Source organism: Ruegeria sp. C8 (assembly GCF_056537565.1).
This window is the reverse complement of the sequence record NZ_JBQFRV010000027.1, coordinates 34,689-49,721: the sequence shown is the minus strand read 5'-3', so window position 1 is coordinate 49,721 and position 15,033 is coordinate 34,689. Positions and strand designations below refer to the sequence as shown.

The window sequence follows — 15,033 nt, the reverse complement described above, 5'->3', positions numbered from 1 at the left end:
CTGAAAGATGCGCATGATCATTTGTCCGAACTCCGTAAAGTACGGTTCCTGAATGTATGAGCGCCTCTGGTTCTATGACCATATCATTTTGTTGCGGGTGTGTCTGCTTTGGGCTCAACGCGGTCATCCGACCTTTTTTCTGATGAAGGCTAAGCGCCGCTAAGCGGTCTTTCGGCAGCAGACAGTCGAACTTTGTGCATTTAGTGGTCGCTCAGCACGATAGCAGACGCTGACCAAAAACCCGCTCCGCTGTAGCCGAGGATGGCACTTAACTACCGCCAAGCCCCGTAGAAAAATGCACAATTATTCTCAACTCAAACCGAATTATATTATGTAAAGTATATAGTTATTGCTTGGTGCATTCACTTTCTGAGAACAGAGGGGTTCACTATGCCAACACCGCTCTTCAAGCCTGGTCATTCCGGAAATCCGGGTGGCCGACCCAAGCTGGAGCCCCAGACAAGAAAGTTGATTCAGTCGAACGGCGAGATCGCTGTTAAACGCATGAACGATCTTTTGTCGATGGATGAGCTCTTCAATCGCATTGATCGGAACGGCGAATTTGTATTGGGAAAACTCTCTGGCAAGGAACAAATCGCCTTGTTGGCCTTAGCGCAGGACCGAGCCTTTGGACGCGCTGATAGCGTTAGCATCACACACACCCACAGCGGAACTGTCGGCATGAGTGTCAATCCAACACAGCGGCTCAAAGACATCAGCGACCGCCTTCCAGAAAGATTGGCTCAGCGGAAGGTGATTGAGCCAAAACTGCATGACGTCGAGTAGTCTCCAACCATCTCTTAGGGGCTGCCTGGTGCAGAGGTTTGGGTTTGCGCCTACAGGCCATGCGCACGCGCACGTAAGCCTCCTCGAGTTGACGACCCTATACTGTATCTGATAGGCGACGCCCCCTTTTTCCAAAAAATTAGGAGGACCTGCAGATGTGGGTAGCATTCTCGACGCCCGAGAGTTCGGGCTTTTTTCTCGGCCGTTGCAAAGGATGAGGACGGTAAGACCAGCGGGCCGCACATGGGGTCTCGCGTCTGTCTTCGGTTCCACCGCGCTCAAGACGCCGAACTTCTGTGCGATTATGGTATGGACGGTGAGGTGATCGAAACACCGGGCGGCGACTATCGTTACCGGGCGTTCATTCCACGAAACCACCTCGTGACAGTGCTGATGAACCTGGGCGACCGAATGGCATACCCTAATTTCAAGGACAGCATTCCCAACGATGACATACCACCAGCAAACGCCTGCCATTAGGCATTGGCTGTGTTCGGTAATATACAGGCGAGTGGACCGCACGGAGTGGGGTGAAAACAACCTATTTCGCCCAGCGCGGTTGCTTCAAAGTTGCCTTGAAGAGAAACTCCTCGAAGCTATCAAGTGGACCAGATCACCCAAGACGTTTCTTTTATTGAGAAACCAATGGCGGACCGAGGAGGATTCGAACCCCCGACCCCTTGATTCGTAGTCAAGTACTCTATCCAGCTGAGCTATCGGTCCGCGTTGGTGAGGCGCTATTTAGACCCGGTGCCGGGGACGTGCAAGCCGATTCTGCAAAAATTCTTCAAAAAGTTAGATCGCCGCGTGGAAGGCTTATTTCAAAGGTTGTACCGGTGGGTCCGGTCTCTTTCAGCACGAGCTCTCCTCCATGTCCGCGCACCAATTCCTGTGAAATCGCAAGCCCAAGGCCCGAGCCGCCTTTGCGCACGCCGCCCTGGAATGGCGTGAACAGATTCTCGCGGGCTTTGGGCGGCAGGCCGGGGCCGGTGTCGCGGATTTCGATGCACCAACTGGCCTCCATGGCGCAGCCGGTGACGGTGACGCGCCCGGGTTTGCCCGAGGCGACCAGAGCCTGCCGGGCATTGCGCACAAGGTTCATGATCACGCGGAACAGCTGCTCGGGGTCTGCGCGCACGACCAGATCCTCGGGCACCTCGTTCACGATTTCGACGCATGCATCGGCAACGGCCAACTGCTCGCTGGCGGCGACATCTTCGGCGATGTCGCGGACGCGGACCATTGTCAGGGTCGGCGCGGGTTCTTCCGCGCGTCCAAAGGCGAGGGTGCTTTCACACAGTGAAACCGCACGCGTGATCGAGTTGACCAGCTTGGGGGCCATGCGGCGGACCAAGGGGTCATCGCTGGCTTCGATCCGGTCGGTGAACAGTTGTGCAGAGGTCAGAATATTGCGCAGGTCATGGCTGACCTTGGCCACCGCACCACCCAGTTGCGCCAGACGCTCGCGTTGTTTCAGCGCCTGCGTCAGGTCGGTCTGCAGCATCTTGAGGGCCTCTTCCGCCTCACGCAATTCAGTGACCTTGGAGTTGGGAGTGATAATGCCCCGCGCATCCTCGGGCGCGCTGGCATAGCGCTGCATATAGCCGACAACGCTTTTGATCGGGCGTACCAGCACAACGCGCACAGCAAGGAACAGGAAGAAAGCCGTGATTATCGAAATAACGAAGGACAGACCCAGAATACGCAGCCCGTAATCCACCATCGCCATGCGCAAGGGCATGCTGTCTATGGTTACCTCGATTAGTAGACCGGCGCCTTTGACTGGCTCACCGATCACGCGGATGACCTCATTCTCAGTGGTGAAAATACGGGTCATCGCATCGCGGATCAGGATCCATGGGCCCGCGTCTCGCAGATCATAGGTGTTGGTGATCTGTTCCGGGATAGGCGAAGACAGCATCAGCTGCCGCACCTCATCGCGCCGCAGGACGACGTTATAGACACCCGCATTTGCCAGCAGCTCGGCCTCGAGATCGTCGGCGAGCATATCATCGGCCAGTAGCGCCAAAGACGCGATCTGCGCGCGTTCCAACCGGTTCAGCAGGAAGTCTTCCCGGAAACGCGCGATGGACGGCACAAAGATCAGGACCTCGGCCAACATCACGAAGACCGTCGTCAGGATCAGAAATCGGCCGGACAGCGAGTTCAATTGGCGCTCCTCTTCCGGTCAGGGGATCCAGCGTTGCACGAACCTGACCACGCGTTTAACCGTCTGATTCTCAAACAGCCTTGGCGAGAAATAAGCCCCCGCCACACGTTTGTTAACCTCTCCGATCGTCGGATAGGGTGAAACCATCGCGGCGATCTGTCCCATCTTGAGGTTATTGGCCAGCGCAAGGGACCACAAGTTGATCAGCTCTCCGGCCTGATGACCAATGATTGTCGCGCCCACCGGGCGTCCTTTCACGACCATGACCTTGATGAACCCTTTTGTCTTACGCTCGGATATGGCGCGGTCATTGTGGTGATAGTCGAACCGGGCAACCTCCATCGCGTCGCCATGCTGTTCACGAGCCTGCGCCTCTGTCAGGCCAACTTGAGCCAGTTCGGGGTCCGTATAGGTAGCCCAAGGGATGTGAGATGTCTTGGCCTTTGATGGCAGACCAAACAGGGCCGAGCGGATGATAATGCCCGCATGATACCCCGCCACATGGGTGAATTGCAGACCACCCGCCACATCGCCGATGGCATAGACCTTGCGATTGGACGTGCGCAGAGCGTCATCCACCTTGATCCCCGTGCGCGTTCGGTCGATCCCTGCGGCCTCTACGTTCAGGCGTTCGACATTGGCCTTGCGTCCGGCTGCCATCAGAAGATGGGTCCCGGCAAAGATGTCTCCGTTCTGGGTGACAACTTCGACCGCGCCAGCCGAGCCTCGGATTTGCGCGACCATGGCTTGTTCCTGAATGTCGACACCTTCGGCCCGCAGGGTCTCCAGAACGAGGGCTGCAGCCTCGGGGTCATCCTTGCCCAGCGCCTTTGCGCCTTCGATCACGGTGACCTTGCAGCCCAGCCGGATATGGGCCTGCGCCATCTCCATCCCGATGGGGCCGCCGCCGATGATCAACAGGTGGTCGGGCTTATCCTTCAGATCAAAGATGGTTTCATTCGTGTAGAATGGCACCGAGTCCAGCCCCGGGATCGGCGGCACAAGCGGCGATGATCCGGTGGCGATGACAACCCGCCGGGCGGTGATCACGTTCTCACCGGCCTGCACCTGTGTCGGAGACAGGAAGGTGCCAAATTCGCGGATCACCTTGACGCCGAAGCCCTCGAACCGTTCCTGACTGTCCATCGGCTCGATCTGAGCGATGACATCGTGCACGTGATCCTTGGCGGCGGCATAGTCCACTTGCGGCACAACATCGGCCACGCCAAAAGGCGCAGAATACGCCTGCCCATAAGCCATCTTGCCACTTGCGATCAGGGCCTTGGAGGGGACACAGCCAAAGTTCAGGCAATCCCCGCCCATCTTGTGGCCTTCCAGCAGAATCACATCGGCCCCCATCTGCGCCGCCCCTGCTGCAACCGACAAACCGCCCGACCCGGCGCCGATGACCAGGATATCTGTTTTCAGCTCTTTCATGGAATTCAGGCGTCCTTTTTGCCGCGCAGGGCTTTGATCAGAATGGGCAGAGCGGCCAATACGCACAAGCCTATGATCGGACCGATAACAAAAGGTTCCCAAAGCAGCGAAACATCCGGCGTTTCGCCGCGATCAAAGACACCGCCTAGGCCGACGCCGATCCAGGTGTAGACGATACCACCCGGAATGATGCCCAGCGCCGTGGTGAACAGGAAGTTGCGGAACTTCACGCCCACCAATGCCGGGACCAGATTGGCCACAAAGAACGGAACCACGGGCACAAGACGCAGCAGGAACAGGACCGAGATCTCATTCTCGCGCAGGCCGTCCTTGAGTTTCTTGATGGTCCCTTCCGAGGATTCGAGTCGCGCCGTCAACGACTCACCCAAGCCCCAGCGCGCAGCCAAGAAGATGGCGGATGCGCCGATGGTTGCCGCGAATACGTTGAACGCGGTGCCTGCGAACAGGCCGAACAGGAAACCACCGGTCATCGAGGCGACGGCGGCCCCGGGCAGGGAAAACGCCACGATCACGATATAGATCCCAACGAAAGCTGCGGCCATGGCCCAGTAATACTCATCCCGCCAGGCCAACAGGGCCTCGCGATTGTCGCGCAGGGTTTCAAAACTCAGGTAGTCCCCAAGGGTGAAGAACCCCACCGCGGCGACGGTCAGGATCACAAGCAATGGAATATGGCGCGCAAACCCGCTGCGCGGTGCTTGGGTTGTTTCGCTCATCTGGCTGTCCGGCTTTGATTGTTTCATTCTGACCCCAACATGCGCTGCCTCGTGGTCCTGCAACAGGCCCCTCACGCGGCCTTGAACTCTGTGGCAGGGAATGTGAGGGTTCGGGGCGCAAAAAACCGGATTCTGAAATCTTTTGACCGGCCAGGTTACAGAATTGTTGCAAAAGGCGCGAAAACCCGTGCCTTGGGGTTTGACTTACCCCCCGCTTGGCAGTAGAGGACGGGCTTCGAACACTCGGGCCAGGCGAATCCGCGCCGCACCCACCGCTATAGATTGGAGACGGAGCGATGAAACGCACCTATCAGCCTTCGAACCTGGTTCGCAAACGCCGCCACGGTTTCCGCGCGCGCATGGCCACCAAAGCCGGCCGCAAAATCCTGAACGCGCGCCGTGCACGCGGCCGCAAATCGCTGAGCGCGTAAACCGCCTCACCGATCAGGTTATGAACATGACGCCGCCGGAGGCCCCTGAGGATGGTATCAACCAACCGAGGGTCAAGCCCCCGGCGGCGTCCGTTTGCGCGCCCAAACCTCTGACCGTTCTCAAGAATCGTTCTGATTTCCTGAAAACGGCACGGGCGCGTCGGCAAGGCACATCCTCGATGATGGTGCAGGCCCGCAAGCGTGCGCCGGATGAGGGCGCAGGCATTCGCATCGGGTTTACCTGTTCCAAGAAGGTCGGCAATGCGGTGGCCCGCAACCGCGCCAAGCGCCGCCTGCGTGAAGCAGCCCGCGCCGTACTGCCCACACAGGGGCATGAGGGCTGGGACTATGTCCTGATTGGCCGCGCCGAGGTCACCGCCGGGCGGGCGTTTGACGCCATGCTCGACGATCTGCGCTATGCGCTGCGCAAGATTCACTCCCCTCGCAAATGACCCTGCTGGCGCGCATATTTGCTCTGCCCGTGCGCGCATACCGGTTGGTTTTCAGCCCCTGGGTCGGATTCAATTGTCGCTACCAACCGACGTGTTCGGCCTATGCACTGGAAGCGCTAGAGAAACACGGCGCGATCAAGGGCGCGTGGCTGGCCGCCCGTAGAATCGGGCGCTGCCACCCATTGGGCGGTACGGGGTATGACCCAGTGCCCGAGAAATCCGAAGACGATTAGACCAGCGCCAGATTCCCTCGGTCCGTGAACCTTCGGGTCGGGATGACTTCCCGATCCAACTTACCCAGCAAAGAGTGGTGCAAATCTTCGTAGAACCGAGGCGAGTCGAAATACCAGCTGTGGCTGGCGGATGGTCCATCCGGGTAATCCGCGCGATTGTCATTGAAAAACTTGCCGCAATACAGGTTAACCGCCTTTTCAGGATGGTCCGAGGGCATACCCACCCGCCCTAATCTGCGCGAAACGCCCACGCGCTTGACCTCAGAGATCGAAAGAACCTCATCAAACGGGCTGTAGTAGCAGGTCAGCCTCGTACACCGCCGCATCAAGGATGAGGTCTTGGCGCTGCCTTCCCGGAAAGACTTGGCCGAAACATCCGCCGCGACAAAGGCGATCTGGCTTGTGGTCCAGCTGTGTTGGGCGATCTCATGGTCGTCATCGGCGTAATCCATAGCCTCGCGCACCAGAAACGTCCCCATCGAATACGCCAGAACGTGAACATTGTGGGGGCAATCCGGGGTCTGCATTTTGGACAAACGTCTGATCCCGTCATTGAACAGCTTATCCGCCGAGCGACGCGCATCGGCTCTGTCCGAGCTATAGCCCAAGACGGATCCATCGCTTGGCCAGTCAAAGCTGACGATCACACCTTTGAAACCATGGGCCTCAAGCCCTTTGCGGATCTTGCGGTGCCGCTCCAACATCTCGAACTGCTCGGTGTTGAAACCATGCACGAAAAATACGATATGGCCTTTTTCGTGATCCGTCGCCCCGACGGCCTGCTGCACCTTGTCCAGCCAGTCCGAAATTCGGATTTCATGTTTGCGCGCCGGTGTCTTTACGTTGGACGGGATCGCCAGATAGCGCGCCTTGCCCAGTCTGTTGGAATAGGTATTGCCGCTGCGTCCGCGGACGGTAAAGAAATAGTCCATTTTAAACTCCGTTAGTAAATCCGCAGAGCATAGCACAGGCGGCGCTTTCCCCAAAAACTGGCCCGGGTTCACGACACCTTGCCCACGCGCATCCTGCGCTGTAATCACGGCCCATGTTTGATGAAGCCGACGATATCCATCCGCTGTTTGCTGGCGCGCCCTCGACGACCGAGTTCAAGAAGCTGCGCAAACGCATCGTGCGCCAGACCCGTGAGGCGATCGAGCAGTACGGGATGATCGACCCCTCCGCCCATGACAAGGACGGCAAGCCGCCACGCTGGCTTGTCTGCCTGTCAGGCGGCAAGGACAGCTATACCCTGCTTGCCGTTCTCTATGAGCTGAAATGGCGCGGGTTGCTGCCGGTCGATTTGCTGGCCTGCAATCTGGATCAGGGGCAACCCGGCTTTCCCGCCACCGTCCTGCCCGAGTTTCTGGAACGGATGGGTGTTCCCCACCGGATCGAGTATCAGGACACCTATTCCGTTGTGATGGACAAGGTCCCTCAAGGCCGGACCTATTGCGCCCTGTGTTCGCGCCTGCGCCGGGGCAACCTGTATCGCATCGCGCGGGAAGAGGGCTGCTCGGCCGTAGTGCTGGGCCATCACCGCGACGACATTCTGGAAACCTTCTTCATGAACCTGTTCCACGGCGGGCGTCTGGCAACCATGCCGCCCAAGCTGGTCAATGAAGAGGGCGACCTGTTCGTCTTCCGCCCGCTGGCCCATGTGGCCGAGGCCGATTGCGAGAAATTCGCCAAGGCAATGAACTACCCGATCATTCCCTGCGATCTGTGCGGCAGTCAGGACGGTTTGCAGCGACAACAGGTCAAACACATTCTCGATCAGTGGGAAAAGAACAGCCCCGGCCGCCGTCAGGTCATGTTCCGCGCGTTGACCAACGCCCGCCCCTCCCATTTGCTGGACCCGAAATTGTTCGACTTTTCAGGGCTTTCCTTGGATTTCAGCAAAAAAGACGAAAATTCTGCTGAAATTCCGCAGTTGCGTTAACGTCTGACTCAGACTGGTTTCCTACCGTTCACCTTGAGCGTTCGATGCCCAAGGCCTGGAATAGTTATGCGGAACCTTCCTGATTTTGACCGTTTTCTGCGTCCTGTGACCTCTGCCCTCAGCGGGCCATCTGCGCTGGCCTTTCTGCCAGCGCTCAGCCTTGGCGCGTTTTGGCTGGGCGGCGAACGCGCGCTTGTCAGTGTGACGCTTGGGGTGCCGTTGATGTTCGCGGTGGCAGGGAGTGTGGACAGTCAGGCGAAAACGCATGCAGCGCAGGCAATCGGGGGTGTGCTGCCAAGTGATCAGTTCAATCTGGCCCTGTCAGAAAAGCTTGAAATCGCGCACCAGCAAGAGGCTGGTACAGCCTGCATCGCCATTGCAATCGACGGCTTTCCCGAGGTTGTGGATATTCACGGCCAGGCCGCCGCCGATCACATCCACCAGCAGTTCTCTAGCCGGGTTCTTTCGATGATCCGCGACGATGACATTGCGATGTTGGTCGGGGACGATGGTTTGATGATCGGGCTGCATCCGTCGCAACAGTTGGATCTCGAGGCTTGTATTCAGATGTCAGGGCGCATCCAGTCTGCGGTAGAAGAGCCGATCATGCTCAATGGAATCGGCCTCTACCTGACCTGTTCGATTGGGTTCAGCATGAACAAAACTATCTCTGGCGATACGGTCTCGGACTGGAAAGCCGCCAGCACCGAGGCGCTGACCGAGGCACAACGCAGCGGGCCCTCGACGATTCGGGCCTATTCCTCCGAGACCCGGCGCAGGTCACTGATCCGCAGCAATCTGCGTAAAGAGTTCGAGGCGGCGCTGGATCATGGCGATATCCGCCCATGGTTCCAACCACAGGTATCCACGGATACCGGCCGCGTTACGGGTTTTGAGGCGCTGGCTCGATGGGAACATCCGCAGAAAGGCGTGCTAAGCCCACAAGTCTTCCTGCCCTTCGCCGAACAAGCCGACTTGATGGAGCGTTTGGGTCAGGCCATCCGGCACCACGCCTTCACCGCCATGCGGGCCTGGGACAGGGCGGGCGTTATTGTGCCGCGTATAGGCGTCAACTTCTCTTCGGATGAGCTGCGCGCACCGGGTTTGATCGACCGCCTCAAATGGGAGCTGGATCAATTAGATCTGACCCCCGACAGACTGACCGTCGAAGTGTTAGAGACCGTCTTTTCCCGCCGCCCCGACGACGTGATCACCCGCAATGTTACCGGCCTTGCAGCTTTGGGGTGCTGTATTGATCTGGATGATTTCGGCACCGGCCATGCCTCGATCGCGTCGATCAAGCGGTTCAATGTCACGCGGATCAAAATCGACCGCTCATTCGTTGCCAAATCCGATCAGGACCCCAGTCAGCAACAGATGGCCAGCGCCGTCCTGACCATGGCCGAACGCTTGAATCTGGAGACGCTGGCGGAAGGGGTCGAGACACCGGGGGAGCATGCCCTGATGGCCCAGCTTGGATGTGATCACGTGCAGGGCTTTGGTATCGGCAAGCCAATGCCGTTCGAAAAGACGCTGGACTGGATGGCCGCGCATAACGGCAAGATGAACGGGGTTCCGAAAATCGGACGCCAAACCGGCTGAATTCCGTGAAAGAGTGCCCCGGAATGCCACGGCGCGACGAATTTGCAGCCGATTCCGCTTGACCTTTGGGCCTGCACTCTGTTGAACCCTGCGGGTGTCTTTCACTGCTCAAGGTGGCTGTCCCAGATGGACGATCAGAACAAGAATCTCATCCTTGCAACCGCGCTCAGCTTTCTCGTGATCCTGGTCTGGTTCGTGTTGTTCCCTCCGCCGGAACCCACGCCCGGAACGGAACAGACCGAGATAGCGGCAACCGAAGGGTCCGAGATTCAAACGCCCAGCGCAAGCGGTACCGGAACGGTTGGCGAGGCAACCGCAACCGCGGAAGAGGCTCAGCCCGAAGAACAGGCCCCGCGCGTTGCGATTGATACGCCCCGTCTGAAAGGCAGCCTGTCGCTGTCGGGCGGCCGCATTGATGAGCTGTTCCTGAAGGATTACAAAACCTCTCTTGAGGAAGGCGCACCGATCGTCGAACTTCTGGCCCCTGTCGGGTCGGATTCGGCCTACTACGCCCTCTATGGCTGGGCCCCCGGATCCGGTGTGAGCGGCACGGACGTTCCCGGCCCCAACACCCTTTGGACCCTTGAGCAGGGCGAGACATTGGGCGTGGACACCCCCATCACTCTGGCGTGGAACAACGGCAACGGCCTGACCTTCCGCCGAACAGTCTCGGTGGATGAAAACTACATGTTCTCGGTGACCCAGTCGGTCGAAAACGCCACCGGCGCCGAGGTCAGCATGGCCCCTTACGGCATTCTGGCCCGCCATGGCATTGGCGAAGACGGCGATCTGCCGGGCCTCAAGAACTTCTTCATCCTGCATGAAGGGGTGATCGGCATGGCCGACGGAACCTTGACCGAGGTCGACTATGGCGATGTCCGCGACTTTGACATCGACCCGAACGAACGCGCTCAGGCCGAGGTCTATCAAGTCAAAGAGGACGGCTGGATCGGGTTCACCGATCACTACTGGATGACAACACTGATCCCCGAGCCCGGATCGGCCTTCAAGGCGGCCGCAAAATACGACTCGCGCCGCAAAATCTATCAGACCGAAACCGTGCTTCCGACCCTGACAGTGGCTCCGGGTGCGACGGAAGAGGTCAGCACCCGACTGTTCGCGGGCGCGAAGGAATGGGAAGCCATTCGGGAATACCAATCCGAGGGCGTTCAGAAATTCATCGACAGCATCGACTGGGGTTGGTTCTTCTTCCTGACGAAACCGATTTTCTGGCTGCTGCACAACATTAACCTCCTGATCGGCAACATGGGATGGTCCATCATCGGCCTGACGCTGATCATCAAGGCAATCCTGTTCCCGCTGGCGTTCAAATCCTACGTCTCGATGGCGAAGATGAAGGAGCTTCAGCCGCAGATGGAGGCCTTGAAAGAGGCTGCGGGCGACGACCGGCAGAAGATGCAGCAGGGCATGATGGAGCTGTACAAGAAGGAAAAGGTAAACCCCGCCGCGGGCTGTTTGCCGATCCTGATGCAGATCCCGATCTTCTTCTCGCTGTACAAGGTGATTTTCGTCACTATCGAACTGCGTCAGGCCCCGTGGTTTGGTCCGTTCCAGGACCTCAGCGCGCCGGACCCGACCTCGATCTACAACTTGTTTGGCTTGTTGCCCTGGGCCGCACCCGCGCCCGAAAGTTTCCTTGCGCTGATCTTTATCGGGATCCTGCCCCTGCTGCTGGGTATCTCGATGTGGCTACAGCAAAAGCTGAACCCGGCGCCAACCGATCCGACACAGGCGATGATCTTTGCCTGGATGCCGTGGGTCTTCATGTTCATGCTGGGCGGGTTTGCCAGCGGTCTGGTGGTTTACTGGATTGCCAACAACACCATCACCTTCACCCAGCAGTATCTGATCATGCGCAGCCAAGGATATAAGCCGGACGTGTTCGGCAACATCAAGTCCGGCTTCAAGCGTACGCCGAAGACGGACGGCAAATGAGCGGGCAGGTCTCAGCCATCTGGCGGCACCCGATCAAGAGCCATGGGCGAGAAGCCCTGACCGAGATCACTGTACTCCCCGGGCAGACCATGCCCGGGGATCGTGTTTGGGCCGTCGCGCATGAGGCTGCCAGGACCGACGGCTCGGAATGGGCACCCTGCGTAAATTTCAGCCGCGGTGCGAAGGCGCCCAAGCTGATGGCAATCTCGGCCGAATCCCACGGCGACAGCGTGACCCTTCGCCACCCTGATCGTCCGGATCTGAGCTTTGCACCCGATACCCAGCAGGACGTGTTTTTGGAGTGGGTCAAACCACTGATGCCTGCGGATCGCGCAGCATCGGCGCGGATCGTGCGTGTGCCCGGTCGGGGAATGACCGACAGTGATTTCCCCTCAATCAGCCTGTGCAACATGGCCAGCCACCGCGCGGTCGAACAGAAGCTGGGTCGTGAGCTGTCGCCTGTCCGCTGGCGCGGCAATATCTGGTTCAATGGCCTGCCCTTGTGGGAGGAGTTCGATTGGCTCGGGCGTGAAGTTCAGATTGGACAGGCCGTGTTCCACGTGCGCGAACGGATCACGCGCTGTCTGGCGACCACTGCAAACCCCGACACGGGCGAGCGGGACGCAGATACACTTGGTGCCCTGAACAGCTGGGACCATCAGGATTTCGGCGTTTATGCCGAGGTGATCCGAGGCGGTGAAATCCGCATTGACGACAAGGTTCAACTGCTATGACTGCCCTGCCCTTTCCGCTTGCCGAAGATCCTGACGCGTTCGCGCTGGAGCGTGGGCGCAAGCTGTTTGCAGGTGAATCCGAGTTCGTCAAAGGCGTCGTCGCGATGAACGGCCTACCCGCCCCCAACCGGCTTGAGGTCTGTTTTGCTGGACGCTCGAATGTCGGAAAGTCCAGCCTGATCAACGCGCTGACCGGCACCAAGGGCCTCGCGCGCGCCTCAAACACACCGGGCCGCACGCAAGAGATCAACTTTTTCACCCAAGGTCCTGAGCTGTATCTGGTGGACCTGCCCGGCTATGGCTACGCAAATGCTCCGGTCAAGGTAGTTGAGAAATGGCAGCGGCTGCTGAAACAGTATCTTAGCGGGCGGCAAACCCTGCGTCGCGCCTTCGTTCTTATCGACTCACGCCATGGGGTGAAGCCTGTGGATGATGAGATCATGAAGCTGCTGGACACCAGCGCCGTGACCTTTCAATGCGTCATGACCAAGGCCGACAAGGTGAAGGCCAACGACCGCGAGAAAGTGCTGAACCAAGTGCGTAAAGCCCTGTCCAAACACCCTGCCGCCTACCCCGAGATCGTTTTGACATCCTCGGAAAAAGGGGATGGGGTGCCGACGCTACGCTCTATCATTGCCCATCTGGAATGACCCTAATCCTGCGCGTCTTTGGTGTTCTGACCCTGCTTGCACTGCTCACGACCAGTGCAATTCCGCAGGGCTGGATGCCCGCGCAAGGCAATGACGGCAAGATCCTACTGGTGCTTTGCACAGGTGAGGGAATGGTCGAGCAATGGGTCGATCTGGACCCGGACGATCCAATCCATGATGAGCATGACACGCGCTCCATGTGCCCTTTTGCGGGGCTCACTGCGGATGCCAATTTGCCCGGGTTTGAGTTGATCATTCTGGCGGATTTCCAACTGCAGCCGCGCTGGGATCATTCCGATTTCACCCATCGAAGTGCGGGGTTTTACGCCCGCTATGATGCGCGGGGACCACCCCACTCCTCCTGAAACAGCGAAACCTTGTTTTGACCCTGCGCGCACCTGCGCGCGAGGGATGTCTGTATATGGAGATTTCAAATGGCAATGAATAGCCAAACTTCGGGCACAGCCCCGATGCAGAATACAGCTGCGCAAAAATTCTACTTCGCCGCTTGGCGGTGGCACTTCTACGCCGGGATTTTCGTAATCCCGTTTCTGATCATCCTCGCCGTCACCGGTTTGATGATGATGTTCATAACCCAGTTTGACGGGCGCGATGGCGAGAAAATCGCCGTCACGGTCGAAGGCAAAGCCCTGCCCGTCTCGCAACAGGCCGAAGTCGCTTTGGCCGAGGTTCCCGGGCAGGTCGTCGAATGGATCGGCCCCAAGGCCGAGGATCTGGCCACCGTCTTCCGCATCAAAACCGATGAAGGCCAACGCTTGGTCGCGGTTGACCCCTACGCCGGTCATGTTCTGGAAATCTGGGATCGCCGCGCCGGATGGTATGATCTGGCGGACAATATCCACTCGACCCTTCTGATCGGTACCACTGGCGACCGCATACTTGAAATCGCCGCAGGCCTGAGCCTCGTTCTGGTGTTCACCGGCCTTTATCTATGGTGGCCACGCAGCAATGCGATGGCGGCATTTGTGCCCAACCTCAAGGCGCGAGGGCGCGCGTTGTGGAAGTCCTTGCACGCAGTGGTCGGCTTCTGGATGTCACTCTTGCTGGTCGTCTTCCTTGTCTCAGGCCTGTCTTGGGCCGGGGTCTGGGGCGGTATGATCGTTCAACCCTGGAGCAGCTTCCCAGCCGAGAAATGGGACAACGTTCCCTTGTCGGATGAAACCCATGCCAGCATGAACCACGGTCATCAGAACGACGTGCCGTGGGCGCTCGAGCAAACGCCCATGCCTTCCTCCGGCTCTGACGCGGGCATTGGGGGCGTGCCAGAGGGCACTTTAGTCGATATCGACGCGCTAGTCGCTTTGGGGACGGCATTGGAGATGAGCGGACGATTCCGAGTGGCCTATCCGGGCGGCAAAGATGGCGTCTGGACGCTCAACCGCGACAGCATGAGCAGCGACTCGACCGATCCCGTGAACGACCGAACTGTCCATGTCGACCAATACACCGGCAAAATCCTGGCCGATGTACGGTATACGGACTATTCGCTGATGGGCAAATCCATGGCCGTTGGGATCCCATTCCATATGGGGTTGATGGGCACGTGGAACTTCATTCTCAACGTGGTGTTCTGCCTATCGGTGATCTTCGTCTGCGTCTCGGGCGTGGTGATGTGGGTCAAGCGCCGCCCGCAAAAGGCGCGTCGTCTGGCGGCTCCACCGATGCCTGCGGAATTGCCGCTGTGGAAAGGCGCGGTCCTGATCGGGCTATTCACAGCTATGGCTTTCCCGCTGGTAGGGCTGACCCTACTGGTTGTACTGGTCTTCGACTTGCTGATCCTCAGCAATATTCCCGCGATGAAACGCGCGATGAGCTGATCTGAACAGGGGCCGCGCCAACCCGGCGCGGCCCCCATAGCCTGCTTTTGCAGCGGTATGGTCTTGGC

Annotated in this window: 16 protein-coding genes and 1 tRNA gene; 12 read left to right on the top strand and 5 right to left on the bottom strand. The window is 58.7% G+C overall.

Annotated elements, in window-relative coordinates:
* Positions 1-390 precede the first annotated feature (390 nt).
* Together ACR0KL_RS22200 and ACR0KL_RS22195 are read left to right on the top strand one after the other, a co-directional pair.
* Complete coding sequence (locus tag ACR0KL_RS22200; protein WP_480777528.1) at positions 391-786, top strand: hypothetical protein; 396 nt, start codon at positions 391-393, stop codon at positions 784-786.
* Positions 787-1,029: 243 nt separating this feature from the next.
* A complete protein-coding gene (locus tag ACR0KL_RS22195; protein ID WP_480777527.1) occupies positions 1,030-1,266 on the top strand; it encodes a hypothetical protein in 237 nt (78 codons plus the stop codon).
* Positions 1,267-1,432: 166 nt separating this feature from the next.
* Here ACR0KL_RS22195 and ACR0KL_RS22190 read toward each other — a convergent pair.
* From ACR0KL_RS22190 to ACR0KL_RS22175, 4 genes are all read right to left on the bottom strand, one after another.
* Positions 1,433-1,509 (bottom strand) — tRNA-Arg (locus tag ACR0KL_RS22190).
* A 64-nt stretch (positions 1,510-1,573) separates the two neighbouring features.
* Positions 1,574-2,956 carry an ATP-binding protein gene (locus ACR0KL_RS22185; protein WP_480777526.1) on the bottom strand — a complete coding sequence of 461 codons (1,383 nt, stop codon included), beginning with the start codon at positions 2,954-2,956 and terminating at the stop codon, positions 1,574-1,576.
* 18 nt (positions 2,957-2,974) lie between these two features.
* On the bottom strand, positions 2,975-4,393 hold the full coding sequence (locus ACR0KL_RS22180) for an FAD-dependent oxidoreductase (RefSeq protein ID WP_170681005.1): 1,419 nt from the start codon (positions 4,391-4,393) through the stop codon (positions 2,975-2,977).
* A 5-nt stretch (positions 4,394-4,398) separates the two neighbouring features.
* On the bottom strand, positions 4,399-5,130 hold the full coding sequence (locus ACR0KL_RS22175; RefSeq protein ID WP_170376065.1) for a TVP38/TMEM64 family protein: 732 nt from the start codon (positions 5,128-5,130) through the stop codon (positions 4,399-4,401).
* A gap of 296 nt (positions 5,131-5,426) precedes the next feature.
* Here ACR0KL_RS22175 and rpmH point away from each other — a divergent pair, with 296 nt between their 5' ends.
* From rpmH to yidD, 3 genes are read left to right on the top strand one after another with little or no spacing between them, the layout of a single operon-like run.
* Positions 5,427-5,561, top strand: coding sequence for a 50S ribosomal protein L34 (gene rpmH / locus ACR0KL_RS22170; RefSeq protein ID WP_005980833.1), 135 nt, complete (start codon positions 5,427-5,429; stop codon positions 5,559-5,561).
* 26 nt (positions 5,562-5,587) lie between these two features.
* Complete coding sequence (gene rnpA / locus ACR0KL_RS22165) at positions 5,588-6,013, top strand: ribonuclease P protein component (RefSeq protein ID WP_170681004.1); 426 nt, start codon at positions 5,588-5,590, stop codon at positions 6,011-6,013.
* Positions 6,010-6,246, top strand: a complete 237-nt coding sequence (gene yidD / locus ACR0KL_RS22160) for a membrane protein insertion efficiency factor YidD (protein WP_170459835.1) — start codon at positions 6,010-6,012, stop codon at positions 6,244-6,246. The genes rnpA and yidD overlap by 4 nt, the downstream gene beginning before the upstream one ends.
* Here yidD and ACR0KL_RS22155 read toward each other — a convergent pair.
* Positions 6,243-7,178 carry an alpha/beta hydrolase gene (locus tag ACR0KL_RS22155; protein WP_170681003.1) on the bottom strand — a complete coding sequence of 312 codons (936 nt, stop codon included), beginning with the start codon at positions 7,176-7,178 and terminating at the stop codon, positions 6,243-6,245. The two genes, yidD and ACR0KL_RS22155, sit on opposite strands and share 4 nt — an antisense overlap.
* 113 nt (positions 7,179-7,291) lie before the next feature.
* Here ACR0KL_RS22155 and ttcA point away from each other — a divergent pair, with 113 nt between their 5' ends.
* The 7 genes from ttcA (at position 7,292) to ACR0KL_RS22120 (ending at position 14,965) form a co-directional block, all read left to right on the top strand.
* Positions 7,292-8,185 carry a tRNA 2-thiocytidine(32) synthetase TtcA gene (gene ttcA / locus ACR0KL_RS22150; RefSeq protein ID WP_170667876.1) on the top strand — a complete coding sequence of 298 codons (894 nt, stop codon included), beginning with the start codon at positions 7,292-7,294 and terminating at the stop codon, positions 8,183-8,185.
* A 66-nt stretch (positions 8,186-8,251) separates the two neighbouring features.
* Positions 8,252-9,787 carry a putative bifunctional diguanylate cyclase/phosphodiesterase gene (locus ACR0KL_RS22145; RefSeq protein ID WP_480777525.1) on the top strand — a complete coding sequence of 512 codons (1,536 nt, stop codon included), beginning with the start codon at positions 8,252-8,254 and terminating at the stop codon, positions 9,785-9,787.
* Positions 9,788-9,913: 126 nt separating this feature from the next.
* Positions 9,914-11,743 (top strand): membrane protein insertase YidC, encoded by a 1,830-nt coding sequence (gene yidC, locus ACR0KL_RS22140; RefSeq protein ID WP_170680999.1) that lies wholly within the window; start codon positions 9,914-9,916, stop codon positions 11,741-11,743.
* The gene (locus ACR0KL_RS22135; RefSeq protein ID WP_480777524.1) at positions 11,740-12,477 is read left to right on the top strand and encodes an MOSC domain-containing protein; all 738 of its coding nucleotides are present in this window, start codon (positions 11,740-11,742) and stop codon (positions 12,475-12,477) included. The genes yidC and ACR0KL_RS22135 overlap by 4 nt, the downstream gene beginning before the upstream one ends.
* Positions 12,474-13,127, top strand: coding sequence for a ribosome biogenesis GTP-binding protein YihA/YsxC (gene yihA / locus ACR0KL_RS22130; protein WP_480777523.1), 654 nt, complete (start codon positions 12,474-12,476; stop codon positions 13,125-13,127). The genes ACR0KL_RS22135 and yihA overlap by 4 nt, the downstream gene beginning before the upstream one ends.
* Positions 13,124-13,492, top strand: coding sequence for a DUF2946 domain-containing protein (locus ACR0KL_RS22125; RefSeq protein WP_170680992.1), 369 nt, complete (start codon positions 13,124-13,126; stop codon positions 13,490-13,492). Before yihA ends, ACR0KL_RS22125 begins: the two co-directional genes overlap by 4 nt.
* A 69-nt stretch (positions 13,493-13,561) precedes the next feature.
* Entirely contained in the window at positions 13,562-14,965 is a 1,404-nt protein-coding gene (locus tag ACR0KL_RS22120; protein WP_480777522.1) for a PepSY-associated TM helix domain-containing protein, read from the top strand.
* The last annotated feature ends 68 nt before the right edge of the window (positions 14,966-15,033 follow it).

What these genes read in the sequence shown, in the direction of transcription:
- ACR0KL_RS22195 (WP_480777527.1), top strand. Translation starts at nt 1,030, where the DNA reads ATGGGGTCTCGCGTCTGTCTTCGGTTCCACCGCGCTCAAGACGCCGAA.
- rnpA (WP_170681004.1), top strand. Translation starts at nt 5,588, where the DNA reads ATGACGCCGCCGGAGGCCCCTGAGGATGGTATCAACCAACCGAGGGTC.
- ACR0KL_RS22120 (WP_480777522.1), top strand. Translation starts at nt 13,562, where the DNA reads ATGGCAATGAATAGCCAAACTTCGGGCACAGCCCCGATGCAGAATACA.
- yidD (WP_170459835.1), top strand. Translation starts at nt 6,010, where the DNA reads ATGACCCTGCTGGCGCGCATATTTGCTCTGCCCGTGCGCGCATACCGG.
- rpmH (WP_005980833.1), top strand. Translation starts at nt 5,427, where the DNA reads ATGAAACGCACCTATCAGCCTTCGAACCTGGTTCGCAAACGCCGCCAC.
- yihA (WP_480777523.1), top strand. Translation starts at nt 12,474, where the DNA reads ATGACTGCCCTGCCCTTTCCGCTTGCCGAAGATCCTGACGCGTTCGCG.
- ACR0KL_RS22135 (WP_480777524.1), top strand. Translation starts at nt 11,740, where the DNA reads ATGAGCGGGCAGGTCTCAGCCATCTGGCGGCACCCGATCAAGAGCCAT.
- yidC (WP_170680999.1), top strand. Translation starts at nt 9,914, where the DNA reads ATGGACGATCAGAACAAGAATCTCATCCTTGCAACCGCGCTCAGCTTT.
- ACR0KL_RS22145 (WP_480777525.1), top strand. Translation starts at nt 8,252, where the DNA reads ATGCGGAACCTTCCTGATTTTGACCGTTTTCTGCGTCCTGTGACCTCT.
- ACR0KL_RS22155 (WP_170681003.1), bottom strand. Translation starts at nt 7,178, where the DNA reads ATGGACTATTTCTTTACCGTCCGCGGACGCAGCGGCAATACCTATTCC.
- ACR0KL_RS22125 (WP_170680992.1), top strand. Translation starts at nt 13,124, where the DNA reads ATGACCCTAATCCTGCGCGTCTTTGGTGTTCTGACCCTGCTTGCACTG.
- ttcA (WP_170667876.1), top strand. Translation starts at nt 7,292, where the DNA reads ATGTTTGATGAAGCCGACGATATCCATCCGCTGTTTGCTGGCGCGCCC.
- ACR0KL_RS22180 (WP_170681005.1), bottom strand. Translation starts at nt 4,393, where the DNA reads ATGAAAGAGCTGAAAACAGATATCCTGGTCATCGGCGCCGGGTCGGGC.
- ACR0KL_RS22200 (WP_480777528.1), top strand. Translation starts at nt 391, where the DNA reads ATGCCAACACCGCTCTTCAAGCCTGGTCATTCCGGAAATCCGGGTGGC.
- ACR0KL_RS22175 (WP_170376065.1), bottom strand. Translation starts at nt 5,130, where the DNA reads ATGAGCGAAACAACCCAAGCACCGCGCAGCGGGTTTGCGCGCCATATT.